Raw genomic sequence first — 13,382 nt, 5'->3', positions numbered from 1 at the left:
AAAGGTGACCGCCCGCCGTCGTTCCCCACCCGCACCCTCGCCTCGCAAGCTCGGCCAGGGAACCCTGCGGGCGTGGGCCCATTCTCTGGTTATGCCTTCTGCAGTCCCGTGCGGGCCATGGCGTCTGCGTAAGCGGCGCGCATGTCTTCGAGGAATTCCTCCTGGCGTGCCGGTGAACCGGCGAAGGCGCGGCCGCTGAGGGACCGGACCTTGTAGGTTTTCAGCCCGCGGCGCCAGAGCAGCGGGACTTCCGTCTTCAGCAGCAGGTTGGCCAGGCGGTTGGCTTCGGTGCCGTGGGCAACGATGACCGATGCACGGGGGACGAGCGCCAGGAACTTGAGCAGCGGCTTCAGGCCGGCCTGGATCTGGTCCGGGGTGAACTTGCCGTTGGCCTCGCCCGCTGTGTGCCAGGGGTGGACGTTCCACGGCATGACGAATTCGGGGCGCAGGCCCAGCTTCCACTGGATGCCGAGCATGCGCGTGGCGGCGTCCTGGTCACCCGGGGTGATGAAACCGGACTGGTCGGCCTCGCCGATGTTCGAGAAGAGGCTGATGATGCGGCACTCATCCACATCATGCATGGGGTCCACGTACGGCACCACGCTGCCGGGCCTGGCGTCCTGGAGGGCATCGCACAGCTCGTTGACGACGGCAACGTTGGGTTCGTAACGGCGGCTCAGGAGCTGCTCATGGAAGGATTCGGGTGCCAGGGCTGTCATGTAGTGCTGGGTCTCCTGCGGGGATTGCTGGTGCTTCCACCGCTGAAAATGGGCGCACGGCGGCACGGTTCATCAGCGGCGGTTAGTTGGGGTGGGCCGATTCCGGGTCGGCCTTGCCCAGTTTAGCAAGCCCGGGGAAACGAAACGCCGGTCCCGTGTACCCCTCAGGTGTGGGACACGGAACCGGCGGTGTGGCCGTGAAGGACCGGCTGCTACCAGAGCCGCTTGGTGGCCCGCCGGGCACCCTCGCCCAGGGCGTCAAGCTTGGCGAAGGCGATCTGCGGATGGACGCGTCCGCCGAGGCCGCAGTCGGTGGAGGCGATGACGTTCTCCCGGCCCACGACTTCGGCGAAGCGGACGATGCGGTCCGCTACCAGGTCCGGGTGTTCCACCACGTTGGTGGCGTGCGAGACGATGCCGGGAATGATGACCTTGCCCTCCGGAAGCCTGGTGTCCTCCCATACGCGCCATTCATGCTCATGCCGGACATTGGCGGCCTCAAAGGAGTAGCCGCCGGCGTTGATCTCCAGCATGGTGTCCACCAGGTCCGCAAGCGGAAGGTCGGTGGTGTGCGGGCCGTGCCAGGAGCCCCAGCAGAGGTGGAACCGGACTTGCTCCTCGGGAAGGCCGCGGAGGGCATAGTTCAGGGCCTCCACCCGGATCCGGGTGAACTTGAGGTAGTCCTCCACGGAAGGCTCCGGGCTGATCTGGTCCCAGTTCTCGGCAATGGAGGGATCATCGATCTGCAGGATCAGGCCGGCGTCAACGATAGCTTTGTACTCTTCGCGGAGCGCGTCGGCGCAGGCGTAGATGTACTCCTCCTCCGTGGCGTAGTACTCGTTGGTGATGCGGGAGGCGCTGCCGGGGGAGAGGGCGGCAACGAAGCCTTCCTTCAGCCCGGCTGCGGCAAGGCCCGCCTTGAGGTTGGCGATATCCGAGGCCACCGCCTCCTGGCCGGTGTAGGTGAGGGGCCCGGTCACCTTCGGGAACGGCTTCGGGCCGCCCGTGAAGATGCCGCTGGTGGGGTCGTTGTAGGCCTCGGCGAAGATGGTGCGGTCACGGCGGTGGATGAATCCGGTCAGTTGGACGTTGCCCGGGCTTGACTCCTTCGGTTCAACAGCCCACCTCGCGTCGTTGTCCAGTTCCAGCCCGCCCATGCGGGCAAAGGAGTAGGACCACCAGGCGCCGTAATCCACTGCTGCGGACATGGCGTGGCCGTACTCGCCGTCGTTGGGAATGTCGATGCCGAGGCTCTGCTGGCGCTGGACCAGGTCAACCACGGAAGCGGTGAGGAGCTCGTTGTAGCCCTCGACGTCGGCCGGGTTTTCCTCGCGGGCGGCATTGGCGGCAATCAGTTCAGGGGTGCGGGGCAATGATCCGGCGTGGGTGACGCGGATGTGGTCGGTGTTCAGGGACATGCTGGAATTCCTTTCCATCGGTCCTGGCAGTAGCACCTTCATGGGCAGGTACCAGCTGCTCCAAGTGGGTTGCTGCGGCGTCATTGAGCCAGGTCTCTCAGCCGCTCCGGATGGGTTACTCTCACTTAAAGCCAGGCTCCTGCCAGGGAGCAAATCCACTGCAGAAATGTGTCGGCCCGCGTACCCGGCGCCAGGTTTTCGGAACGATAACTGGCTGCAGGTTTCAGTCATAGGCATTGACAACCCTGTCCAGGTTGGTTTGCTTCTTGTCACAGCCGGCAATGGGGGACATGGCGGCTGGACGCGGTCTCGTTCCTCAAAGACCAGGACGCCCGCCAGTCCGCGATGGAACTGGAGGTCATCGGCCAGACCGTGAAAGGCCGGGACATCCACCTGGTCAAGTATCCTTCTGGGACAGCCTCGCCACCCAGACCTCCCGCCCGGGGGAGGAAGCCGACGACGAATAGCAGCACCCGCTGACAGCCCGCCGCGGTCCTTCCCTGCAGGAGTCCGTTACTCCCCAGGACGGGCCGCGGCGGCGTTATCAAGTGGACGAAGCGGCCCATCAGCTAAACTTGGGTGGTAAGGGCCCCGGAACTCTTGCGTCGCTGCGCCGCCCGCGGACCAGCGAAGGCCGGTAGGTTCGGGGCATTCTCATGAACGGCGCTGACAGGACGGCCACGCTGAAGCCGGAACCGCCAGCCCGAACGAATGGGGGAGGATCCCATGCCAGCAATTGTGATCGTAGGAGCCCAGTGGGGCGACGAAGGTAAAGGCAAGGCAACCGACCTGCTTGGCGGCCGCGTTGACTACGTCGTCAAGCCGAACGGCGGCAACAACGCCGGGCACACCGTCGTCGTAGGCGGTGAAAAGTACGAACTCAAGCTGCTGCCGGCAGGCATTCTCAGCCCCAACGCTGTCCCCATCATCGGCAACGGCTGCGTGGTGAACCTTGAGGCCCTCTTCCAGGAAATCGAGGGTCTCCAGGCCCGCGGCGCCGACACCTCCAAGCTCCGCGTCTCTGCCAATGCGCACCTTGTGGCCCCCTACCACCAGGTCCTGGACAAGGTGACCGAACGTTTCCTTGGCAGCCGCGCCATCGGCACCACGGGCCGTGGCATCGGTCCCGCCTACATGGACAAGGTGGCCCGCCTGGGCATCCGCGTGCAGGATGTTTTCGACGAGTCGATCCTTCGCCAGAAGGTGGAAGGTTCCCTGCGGCAGAAGAACGAACTCCTGGTCAAGGTCTACAACCGCCGCAGTGTTGTGGTGGACGAGATCGTGGACTACTTCCTGTCCTTCGCCGAGCGGCTCCGTCCGCTGGTCATCGACAGCACCCTGGTCCTCAACACCGCCCTGGACGAGGGCAAAGTAGTCCTGATGGAGGGCGGGCAGGCCACGTTCCTGGACGTGGACCACGGCACCTACCCGTTCGTGACCTCCTCCAACCCCACTGCCGGCGGCGCGTCAGTCGGCTCCGGCATCGGACCCACCCGCATCTCCCGCTCGATCGGCATCATCAAGGCCTACACCACCCGTGTTGGTGCCGGGCCATTCCCCACCGAGCTCTTTGATGAGATGGGCGTGTACCTGCAGAAGACAGGCGGCGAGTTCGGCGTAAACACCGGCCGCCCGCGCCGTTGCGGCTGGTACGACGCCGTACTGGCCCGCCACGCATCGCGCGTCAACGGCTTCACGGACTACTTTGTCACCAAGCTGGACGTGCTGACCGGCATCGAGCAGATCCCCGTCTGCGTGGCCTACGACGTTGACGGTGTCCGGCATGACGAAATGCCCATGACGCAGACCGAGTTCCACCACGCCGTGCCGATCTTTGAGTACTTCGAGGGCTGGACCGAAGACATCACCGGTGCCCGCACCCTTGCGGACCTGCCCGAGAACGCCCGCAACTACGTGCTGGCGCTGGAAAAACTTTCCGGCACGCGCTTCTCCGCCATCGGAGTTGGCCCCGACCGGGACCAGACCATCGTGGTGAACGACCTGATTAACGACTGACGCGCTTTCGCAGCAGGCATGACGACGGCGGCGGGCACCCTCCACAGGTGCCCGCCGTTTTTGTATTGTCTTGCCGGCAACCGCGCCAGCGGCAATTTACGCAGGGTTTACGTTGCCGGTCTTGTGGGGCGTCCGGCGGGACCGGGAGACTCGTGGGTACACCCAGTGACCCGAGGAGGGATTGCCATGGCCGGAAGGTTCGAAGCCTTTATTGACGCTGAATCACACTTCCGGTTCCGGCTCGTCGCCCCGGACGGTGCAGTGGTGGCTGTCTCCGGCCCGTACGCTGACAAGGCTGCGCTGGCGGCGGGGATCTCGTCCGTCCGGGAATGCGCCGGTACCGGCCTGGTCACCGACCTTTGCCCCGCCGGTGTTGTCACCGCGACTGTTCCTGCCCTTGTCCAGGAGCAGGCGCGGGCAGCTGTCCCCACGCCGGCTCCGGCCAGGATTGACTGCGACCATGCGCGTGGCCCGGCCGCAGCGCACACGTTCGTTCTTGCGAAGGGGGCGCGGAGGCAGGGAACCAGGAGCCGCTCGAGCACTGCTGCTGCCCGCTGAGCCTCCCGGAAAAGTTTTTTAACTTTTTGCCCTGATTGCGTAACCCTTCTTACACCTGCAGCGATTACCCCTATGTAGCGCCGGTCTGGAACTTGTCCCCCATCACGTTCCAGACCGGCTCTTTCACTTTCCAATCGCAGGGGCAGCTGCCACAAAGGGACCGGCAGCGTACGCGTGGCAGTCTTGGGCGGTGGTTACTGAGGGGTAAGGTGATGCGGGGAGAAGCCGTTCCGCAGGCCGGACAGGCTCTCCCTCCAACAACTCCCTCTTTTGACTGAAAGCACTACGTCCGTGACTGAAGGTGCCCGACTCCGGTGCGGCGCGGCACCGGGAAAGCAGCAGCGGGGAGGAACCCGGCAAGGCGCCGGTGCACGCGGCGCAGGAGGCGGCAGTCCGCAGGAATCCCGGCGGCGGCGCGAGCCAATCGTCCCCGGGGGCTCCGCAGACGCCGGGAATCGCGGCGCACGTCGGTGAAGCAGCCAAGAGCGCAACGAAAAACGGGGCCGCCCCTGGGGGCGACCCCGTCCTGCCCTGGCTGAAAAAGCCGACGGCTAAATAGCGCTTCCGATCAGGCCAGGACCTGGCGCTTGGATGAAATAACGCCGGTGTCGAAGCCCGCCAGATGGAGGCCGCCGTGGAAGCGGGCATGTTCAATCTTGACGCACCGGTCCATTACGACGTTGAGCCCGGCGGCTTCAGCCCCCGCAGCCACCTCCTCATGCCAGGACCCCAGCTGCAGCCACAGCGTGCTGGCGCCGGCATCCACCGCCTCATCCAGCACCCCTGGAAGGTCATCGTGCTTGCGGAAGACATCCACGATATCGGGGCTCTCCGGCAGGTCTGCCAGTGAGGCGTACGTGGGCTGGCCCAGGATTTCCTCAGCCACTGGATTGACGAAGTACAACTTGTAGCGCGTAGAGGACTGCAGGTAGGTGGCCACGAAGTAGCTGGCACGTGAAGGCTTGTCCGACGCGCCGACGATGGCGATGGACTTTGCTTCCCGGAGCAGGCTGAGGCGTTCGGGCGCCGACGGGCCGGTCCAGGTGCGTTCGGCGGTGCTCATGCGTTTGCTCCGATCGTGCAGGCTTCCGCGGTGGTGGCGGGTCCCGCTGCAACCGCGGCGGCCACGGCGTCTTCCGTCGGGGCCTGCTGCGCTGCAGTCAGGGCCTGGTCCAGGTCCCACAGGATATCTTCGATGTCCTCGAGTCCCACAGAGATGCGCACCAGGTCCTCGGGGACGCCCGCCGATTCCAGTTGCGCCTGGCTCAGCTGCTGGTGAGTGGTGGAGCCGGGGTGGATCACCAGGGTCCGGGAATCACCCACGTTGGCAAGGTGCGAGGCCAGCTGCAGCGACTCGATGAACTTCTGGCCGGCGGCGCGCCCGCCCTTCACGCCGAACGAGAACACCGATCCCGGGCCGAGGGGCAGGTACTTCCGCGCCCGCTCGAAGTGCGGGTGGGACGGCAGGCCGGAGTAGTTCACGTAGGCAACCCGGTCGTCGTTTTCCAGCCATTCGGCGACGGCCTGGGCGTTTTTCAGGTGCTCGTCCAGGCGCTGCGGGAGTGTTTCCACCCCCTGCAGCAGCTGGAACGCCGACTGCGGCGACAGGGCGGGGCCGATGTCGCGCAGCTGCTCGCAGCGCAGCTTCGTCAGGAAGCCGTACTCGCCGAAGTTGCCCCACCAAGAGACGTTTCCGTAGGAGGGCACGGGCTCGGTCATGGTGGGGAACTTCCCGTTGCCCCAGTTGAACCGGCCACTCTCAACGATCACGCCACCCAGGGTGGTGCCATGGCCACCCAGGAATTTGGTGGCTGAGTGGATCACAATGTCGGCACCGTGCTCAATCGGGCGCACCAGGTAGGGCGTGCTTAAGGTGGCGTCGATTACCAGGGGGATCTTGGCGTCGTGCGCCACCTTCGCAAGTGCCGCCAGGTCCTGGACCTCCGACGACGGGTTGGCCACCACTTCCACGAAGATCGCCTTCGTGTTGTCCTGGACCGCCGCGGCGTAGTCAGCGGGGTCCGTGCCGGAGACGAACGTGGTGTCAACGCCGAAGCGGCGCAGCGTAACGTCCAGTTGGGTGACAGTGCCGCCGTACAGCTGGGAGGCGGCCACGATGTGGTCGCCGGCCTGGGTCAGCGCGGCGAAGGTGATGAATTCCGCCGCCATGCCCGACGACGTGGCAACCGCGCCGATGCCGCCCTCCAGCGAGGCAATGCGCTCTTCGAACGCTGCCACCGTGGGGTTGCCGATGCGGGAGTAGATGTTGCCGTACTTCTGCAGGGCAAACAGGTTGGCGGCATCCTGGGTGTCCTTGAACACGAAGGATGTGGTCTGGTATATCGGCACGGCCCGGGCGCCGTGCTCGGCGTCGGGGGTGCCGCCGGCGTGCAGGGCGCGGGTGCGGAAACCGAATGTGCGGTCGGCCATCAGACTGCCACCGCCTCGGCGACGGGCGTGGCAGAAAGATCAAGTTCCGTGCCGTTCTTGCGTGCAAGGTCTGCTTCGAGTTCGCGGACAATCGGCAGGATGTCCTGGCCGAATGCGGCCACCTCCTCCTGGAAGTGCAGGTAGCAGGTGAGGAACAGGTTCACGCCGATCTTCTTGTATTCGACGATCCGCTCGGCAATCTGTTCCGGGGTCCCGATCAGCTGGGTCTTGAAGCCGTCGTTGTACTGGATCAGGTCCTCGAAGCTGGAATCTGCCCACATGCCCTTGCCGTCCTTGGTGGAGGCGCCGGCTTCCTGCACGGCATCCCGGAAGCCCTGGACGGCCGGCTTGTGCGCCTTTTCGACGATTTCACGGAGGGTGTCCCGGGCCTCCTTCCCGGAGTCACGGGCGATGACGAAGCCGTTGAGCCCGAAGCGGGGTGCGGCCAGCCGGCCTTCAGAGCCGCGGCGGGTTTCTTCGGCTGAGGCCACAACGCCGGCGATGTTGTCCTTGAAGCCTTCCAGATCCTTGCCGTTGGAGAAGTACCAGTCCGCCACGCGGCCGGCGGTGGCCTGGGCAGCCGTGGAGTTGCCGCCGAAAAAGATCTCCGGGTGGGCGCGGCCGGGGACGTTGACGGGCGCCGGGTTCAGCGTGAAGTCGGTGATGTTGTAGTACTTGCCGGACTGGCTGTATTCCTGCTCGGTCCACAGCCCGCGCAGTACCTTGATGAACTCCTCGGTGCGCACATACCGCTCGTCGTGCTCCAGCCATTCCAGGCCAAAGTTGGTGAACTCGGACTTCAGCCAGCCGGACACGATGTTAACGGCGGCGCGACCGTTGGAGATGTGGTCGGCAGTGATGATGTATTTGGCCAGGACTCCGGGGTGCCACATGCCGGGGTGGACTGCGGAGATGACCTTGAGGCGTTCCGTGGCGGCCAGCAGGGCAAGGCTGAAAGACGTGGCCTCGTGCTGCTTGTCCGCTCCATAGGATGCGGCGTAGCGGGTCTGGGTCAGGGCGTACTCAAAGCCGGAGTTCTCCGCGATCCGGGCAAGCTTCCTGTTGTAGTCAAAGTCCCAGCTGGTCCGCTGTTCGATGGTTGAAACCACCAGGCCCCCGGAGACGTTAGGGACCCAGTAGGCGAACTTCAGGGGTTCGGAGAGTCGGGCAACATTGCTGATCTCGGTCATGGCTTTTCCTTTGCTTGGGCCCGCTGGCGCAGGACTTCCTGGATACCGGCAATAGCCGGTTCGTTCTGTAGCGAGGTGGTGTCGCCGAGGGCTGTGCCCTCGAACAGCTGGGTCAGCAGCCGGCGCATGATCTTTCCGCTGCGGGTCTTGGGAACATCGGGGACCACGACGACGTCGCGCGGCTTGGCGATGGGGCCGATCTCCTTCGCCACGTGGTTGCGAAGGTCGGCGACACAGTCCGCTGGCGCGTCAGCTTTCAAGACCACGAACGCCACCACGGCATGCCCGGTCCTGGGATCGGGCACCGGACACACCCCGGCCTCCACCACATCAGGGTGGGACACCAGGGCGGATTCGATCTCGATGGTGGAGAGCAGGTGGCCGGACACGTTGAGGGTGTCGTCCACACGGCCCAGGATCCAGATGTCGCCGTCGGAATCGTACTTCGCGCCGTCGCCCGCCAGGAACCATCCATGCTCCACGTACTTGCTCCAGTAGGAGTCGAAGTAGCGGCGCGGATTGCCCCAGACGGTACGCGCCATGGCGGGACCGGGGGAGTCAACCACAATGTATCCCTGGACGCCCGGCGGAACGGTGGTGCCGCCCTCGTCCACAATGCGCGTGCTGACGCCGGGCAGGGGGCGGGCAGCGCAGCCTGGCTTAAAGGCGGTGTCGGTGGGAGCAGGGGAGAGGATGGTGGCGCCGGTTTCGGACTGCCACCACGTGTCCACTACGGGTGCCGTGCCTGCTCCAAGATTTTGCCGCAGCCAGCGCCACGCTTCCGGGTTCACGGCTTCCCCCACCGTCCCGAGCAGGCGGATGGAGGAGAGGTCGTAGGTGTTCGGCACGCCGTCGGGGAACCAGCCCATGAGGGACCGCACCAGCGTGGGCGCGGTGTAGTACTGGGTGACGCCGTAGCGTTCGATGATCTCGAAGTGCCGGCCGGGGTGCGGGGTGTTGGGGGTGCCCTCGAAGATCACCTGGGTCACGCCGTTGGACAGCGGACCGTAGATTTCGTAGGTGTGCGCCGTGACCCAGGCGAGGTCCGCCGTGCACCAGTGGACGTCCTGGTCACGCAGTGCCGGGTCAGGGTTGCTGAACAGGTGCTCGAAACTCCACGACGCCTGCGTGAGGTAGCCGCCGGAGGTGTGCACCAGGCCCTTGGGCTTGCCGGTGGTGCCGGAGGTGTACATGATGAACAGCGGCGTTTCGGCGTCGAAGGTTTCCGGTTCATGGACATCCGCGGCGTTACCGACGACGTCGTGCCACCACACGTCCCGGCCTTCCGTCATGGGGACGGTTGCCAGGTCCCTGGCCGCGGTGGTGCGGTTGACCACCAGCACGTGCTCGATGGCGTTCCCGCCGGCCACAGCCGCGTCCGCATTGTCCTTCACGGGAACGGCCACGCCGCGGCGGAACTGGCCGTCGGTGGTCACCAGCAGTTTGGCGCCGGTGTCCTCCACCCGGAACTTCAGGGCTTCGGCGGAGAAGCCGCCAAAGACCAGGGAGTGGATGGCGCCAATGCGGGCCACGGCCAGGGTGACGATGACCGTTTCGGGAATGACCGGCAGGTAGATGACCACCCGGTCGCCCTTGGTGATGCCGAGTGCCAGGAGCGCGTTGGCGGCTTTGGAGACTTCTCTTTGGAGTTCCCCGTAGGTGATGGAACGGCGGTCGCCAGGCTCGCCTTCGAAGTAGAGCGCCACTTTGTTTCCGCGCCCTGCCGCGACGTGCCGGTCCACGCAGTTGACGGCGACGTTCAGCTTTCCGCCTTCGAACCAGCTGATGCCCGGGCCCCTGCCCGCCCCGGCATCCGCCGGAACCCAGCGGTGGGCGGTATGCCAGGGGGTGTCCCAGTCAAGGCGCAGCGCCTGCTGCTCCCAGAACGCGACGTTGTCCGGGCGGACGCCCGTATTCAGGTTGAAGGTTTCCGTGATGCTCAGGCCCATCGTTTCACCGCCCACTTTTCGGCCAGGCCCAGCAGGGCGTCAGTAACCTTTCCAATCACGGCCAGCATCACGATGGCCAGGAGCAGCCGGTCCGTCCGGCCGTTGTTCTGGGAATCGATCAGGAGGAAGCCCAATCCCATGGAGGACGCGATCAGTTCAGCGGCCACCAGGAAAAGCCACGCCTGGGCCAGCGCCAGGCGAAGGCCGGAGAACACGGCGGGGACGACGGCGGGCAGCTGCACCGTGGTGAGCAGCCGGATTCCCTTGAGCCCGAAGGCGCGCGCAGCCTCCACCAAATTGCGGTCCACATGGCGCAGCGCCAAGGAGACGGTGGTGAAGACGGGGAAGAACGCGCCGATGATGATCAGCGTGACTTTCGAGTCCTCACCGATCTTCATCCACAGGATCAACAGCGGCACCCAGGCCAGTGACGGAACGGCCCGCAGGGCGCCGATGGTGGGTGCCAGCAGGGCGTCAGCGAGCTTGGACAGCCCGACGGTTGCACCCAGGACCAAGCCCAGGGCCGCCCCCACCAGGAAGCCGATAAGGACGCGCTGGGTGGAGATGGCTATGTGGATCCCCAATTCACCGCGTTCCAGCAGCTCCCCTGCGGCCTCCAAAACCATCACCGGCGGCGGCAGCTGCACCACGGTGAACAGGCCGCTGGACGAGGCCAGCTGCCAGGCAGCCAGCAGGGCGGCCGGGATGATCAGGCCAAGGGGCAGACGCGCCCAGTTCCTGGAGCGGACTCCGGCGGGAGACCATCCACGTGCCGGAGCGGGTGCCTCAGTGGCGCCCGCCTGGGCCGCGTCTGCCATTGTTGCGGTGGCGGCTGCAGCACGCGCATCCGCAACACTGGTGCTGGTGGCGGAAGTCTCTCCTGGCTGGTTCATCAGGAGGCCTTTATGGCTGAGGGATCAGCCTTCTTCACCAGCGAGTCGTCGAGAAGGGAGTTTACGGCGTCGTCAATCTGCTGCTGCGTTTTGACGTCACCGGTTTCCACGAAGGTGGGCCCGATCTTCTCCAATACTTTGCGCTGCGCCTCGCCCGGCGCGGGGTTGACGTGCAGATTGCTGCGTTCCAGCACTACCGTTTTGGCAACAGCGGGGTCCAGGCCGGCAACCTCAGCCAGGATCCGGGCTGTCTGATCCGGGTTCTCCGCTGCCCAGGCACGGGCCTTTTCGTACGCGTTCACTACCGCCTGGGCCAGCTCGGGCTTGTCCTTAAGGAACGATTCGGTGGCGTTGAGGAAGCCGTAAGTGTTGAAGTCCAGGTTGCGGTAGAACAGGGTTGCGCCCTTCTGTTCCGCCCCCGCCATGATCGGGTCCAGCCCGGACCAGGCCTGTACCGAGCCGTTCTCCAGGGCAGTGCGGCCATCAGCGTGCTGCAGGTTCTGCACCGTCACATCGCCGGGCTTGAGCCCGGCCTGTTCCAAGGCCTGCAGCAGGAAGAAATACGGGTCCGTGCCTTTGGTGGCGGCGACGGACTTGCCCTTGAGGTCGGCCACTGACGTGATGTCCGAGCCGGCGGGTGCCACCAGGGCTGCCCACTCAGGCTGTGAGTAGATGTCGATGGTCTTGATGGGCGAGCCGTTGGCTCGCGCCAGCAGGGCAGCGGAGCCGGCGGTGGAACCCACATCGATGGCACCGGAACGCAGCGCCTCGTTGGCCTTGTTCGAGCCTGCCGACTGAATCCAGTTGACCGTGACGCCCTGGTCCTTGAGGCTGGCTTCCAGCCAGCCCTGGTCCTTGATGACCAGGCTAAGCGGGTTGTAGGTGGCGAAATCGATGTTCAGCGTGCCGCCCTTGGTGGCGCCGGCAGCGGCGGCAGCACCGCCGGAAGATCCTTCACCGGCGACGCAACCTGTCAGGGCCAGGGCTGCGGAGGCAGCGAGGGCTGCTGCGCCAAGGAGCGAGCGGCGGGTGATGGGGCGAGCGTACGGCATGGTTTTCCTTAGGTGAGGATCAATCAGTGTCGGGTAGACAGGCAATGTAGGGAAGATCAGGGCAGCGGGGTACTGCCTCCGGCCCGGGAAGCAGGGGCGGGCCGCTCTTTTTTGGGTGGGTGGGAGTCAGTGGCCGTCTACGCCCAGGGTCTGGAGCAGCGAAACGCGCAGTTGTGCCAGTTCGGCGTCCGCGCGGTCCCTTGGCCGGCCGCCCGGTACCTCGACAGTCCTCACGATCGTCGCACCGGGACCGTTGGCGTCGTGGTTGCCCAGGACGATGATCCTGTCCGCGAGCTGGAGCGCTTCGTCAACGTCATGCGTGACCAGCAGGACGGTGGCCGGTTCCACCCTATGGATGTTCAGGAGCAGGTCCTGCATCCGGATGCGGGTGAGTGCGTCGAGTGCGCCGAAGGGTTCATCCAGGAGAAGGACGCCGGGGTTGCGGGCCAGCGCCCGGGCCAGGGATGCCCGTTGCGCCATGCCGCCGGACACTTCCCTGGGGCGGTGCTTGGCGAAGCGCTCCAGGCCAACGAGTTCCAGCAGGCGGGCCACCTTGGCTTTCCCCTCGCTGGCGCTGCAGCCGGTGGGCAGCCCAATGGCAATGTTGGCCTGCAGCGTGTGCCATGGCAGGAGCCGGGGTTCCTGGAAGGCAAAGGCGCACCGGGAATCGATGCCCTGTACGGGAAAGTCCGCAATGACCACCGAGCCGGCACTTGGCGAGTCCAGTCCGGCAGCAGCCCGCAGCAGCGTCGACTTGCCGCAGCCTGATGGTCCGAGGATGGCCAGGACTTCGCCGGCTGCCACGTCAAATGTCACGTCGCGCAGGACGGTGTGCGCTGCGGAGCCAGTACCGAAGGTCCGGCGCAGGCCGCGGAAGGACAACGGCAGGGCAGCAGCGTGGCCAAGGGCGGTCCCGGCAGAACGGGAAGGCAGAACTGTGGTCATAGGTTCACTCCATCGGTCCTGGCAGTAGCACCCTGCGGATCCGGTGGTGCGGCCGGAGTGGTCAGTTCCTTGGCGCGCATGACAGGACCTTGCTTTTATCGGAGCCTGGGGGCCTCCGGTAACCAGGGTTGCTGCGGCGTCACAGATCCAGGTCTCTCTGCCGCTCGGGATGGTCACTACCAACTGAACCTAAATGAATGGCATATCCCAAA

At 65.5% G+C, this 13,382-nt stretch carries 11 protein-coding genes, 1 pseudogene and 1 riboswitch; of the genes and pseudogenes, 3 read left to right on the top strand and 9 right to left on the bottom strand.

The genetic code is table 11. The annotated features are described in order from the left end of the window. Window positions 1–89: 89 nt before the first annotated feature. Together FDW81_RS03950 and FDW81_RS03945 are read right to left on the bottom strand one after the other, a co-directional pair. Window positions 90–719, bottom strand: coding sequence for a uracil-DNA glycosylase (locus FDW81_RS03950; protein ID WP_138132856.1), 630 nt, complete (start codon window positions 717–719; stop codon window positions 90–92). Window positions 720–931: 212 nt separating this feature from the next. After that, window positions 932–2,137 (bottom strand): cobalamin-independent methionine synthase II family protein, encoded by a 1,206-nt coding sequence (locus FDW81_RS03945; RefSeq protein WP_138132855.1) that lies wholly within the window; start codon window positions 2,135–2,137, stop codon window positions 932–934. Window positions 2,138–2,148: 11 nt separating this feature from the next. Beyond that, window positions 2,149–2,254: riboswitch (SAM riboswitch) on the bottom strand. A gap of 189 nt (window positions 2,255–2,443) precedes the next feature. On the opposite strand from FDW81_RS03945, the pseudogene FDW81_RS18320 reads away from it, so the two are divergent. The 3 genes and pseudogenes from FDW81_RS18320 to FDW81_RS03930 form a co-directional block, all read left to right on the top strand. Beyond that, window positions 2,444–2,563: pseudogene (locus FDW81_RS18320) on the top strand (carboxypeptidase); the annotation flags it as partial. Window positions 2,564–2,863: 300 nt separating this feature from the next. Next, complete coding sequence (locus tag FDW81_RS03935; protein ID WP_138132854.1) at window positions 2,864–4,153, top strand: adenylosuccinate synthase; 1,290 nt, start codon at window positions 2,864–2,866, stop codon at window positions 4,151–4,153. Between the two features lie 186 nt (window positions 4,154–4,339). Further along, window positions 4,340–4,711, top strand: coding sequence for a YegP family protein (locus FDW81_RS03930; protein WP_138132853.1), 372 nt, complete (start codon window positions 4,340–4,342; stop codon window positions 4,709–4,711). A gap of 568 nt (window positions 4,712–5,279) precedes the next feature. Here FDW81_RS03930 and FDW81_RS03925 read toward each other — a convergent pair. The 7 genes from FDW81_RS03925 to FDW81_RS03895 form a co-directional block, all read right to left on the bottom strand. Then, window positions 5,280–5,774, bottom strand: a complete 495-nt coding sequence (locus FDW81_RS03925; protein ID WP_138132852.1) for a CoA-binding protein — start codon at window positions 5,772–5,774, stop codon at window positions 5,280–5,282. Then, complete coding sequence (locus tag FDW81_RS03920; RefSeq protein ID WP_138132851.1) at window positions 5,771–7,141, bottom strand: O-acetylhomoserine aminocarboxypropyltransferase/cysteine synthase family protein; 1,371 nt, start codon at window positions 7,139–7,141, stop codon at window positions 5,771–5,773. The genes FDW81_RS03925 and FDW81_RS03920 overlap by 4 nt, the downstream gene beginning before the upstream one ends. Then, the gene (gene sfnG, locus FDW81_RS03915) at window positions 7,141–8,331 is read right to left on the bottom strand and encodes a dimethylsulfone monooxygenase SfnG (protein ID WP_138132850.1); all 1,191 of its coding nucleotides are present in this window, start codon (window positions 8,329–8,331) and stop codon (window positions 7,141–7,143) included. Before sfnG ends, FDW81_RS03920 begins: the two co-directional genes overlap by 1 nt. After that, window positions 8,328–10,280, bottom strand: coding sequence for an acetate--CoA ligase (gene acs / locus FDW81_RS03910; protein ID WP_138132965.1), 1,953 nt, complete (start codon window positions 10,278–10,280; stop codon window positions 8,328–8,330). Before acs ends, sfnG begins: the two co-directional genes overlap by 4 nt. Then, window positions 10,271–11,173 carry an ABC transporter permease gene (locus FDW81_RS03905; protein ID WP_240719909.1) on the bottom strand — a complete coding sequence of 301 codons (903 nt, stop codon included), beginning with the start codon at window positions 11,171–11,173 and terminating at the stop codon, window positions 10,271–10,273. Before FDW81_RS03905 ends, acs begins: the two co-directional genes overlap by 10 nt. Next, entirely contained in the window at window positions 11,173–12,225 is a 1,053-nt protein-coding gene (locus tag FDW81_RS03900; protein ID WP_138132849.1) for an aliphatic sulfonate ABC transporter substrate-binding protein, read from the bottom strand. The genes FDW81_RS03905 and FDW81_RS03900 overlap by 1 nt, the downstream gene beginning before the upstream one ends. A gap of 126 nt (window positions 12,226–12,351) precedes the next feature. Next, window positions 12,352–13,170 carry an ABC transporter ATP-binding protein gene (locus FDW81_RS03895; RefSeq protein WP_138132848.1) on the bottom strand — a complete coding sequence of 273 codons (819 nt, stop codon included), beginning with the start codon at window positions 13,168–13,170 and terminating at the stop codon, window positions 12,352–12,354. Window positions 13,171–13,382: the final 212 nt, after the last annotated feature.

Origin of the sequence: Pseudarthrobacter sp. NamB4 (assembly GCF_005796185.1) — a bacterium.
In the GTDB taxonomy this organism is placed as follows: Bacteria; Actinomycetota; Actinomycetes; order Actinomycetales; family Micrococcaceae; genus Arthrobacter.
This window is presented reverse-complemented; position numbering and strand designations above follow the sequence as displayed.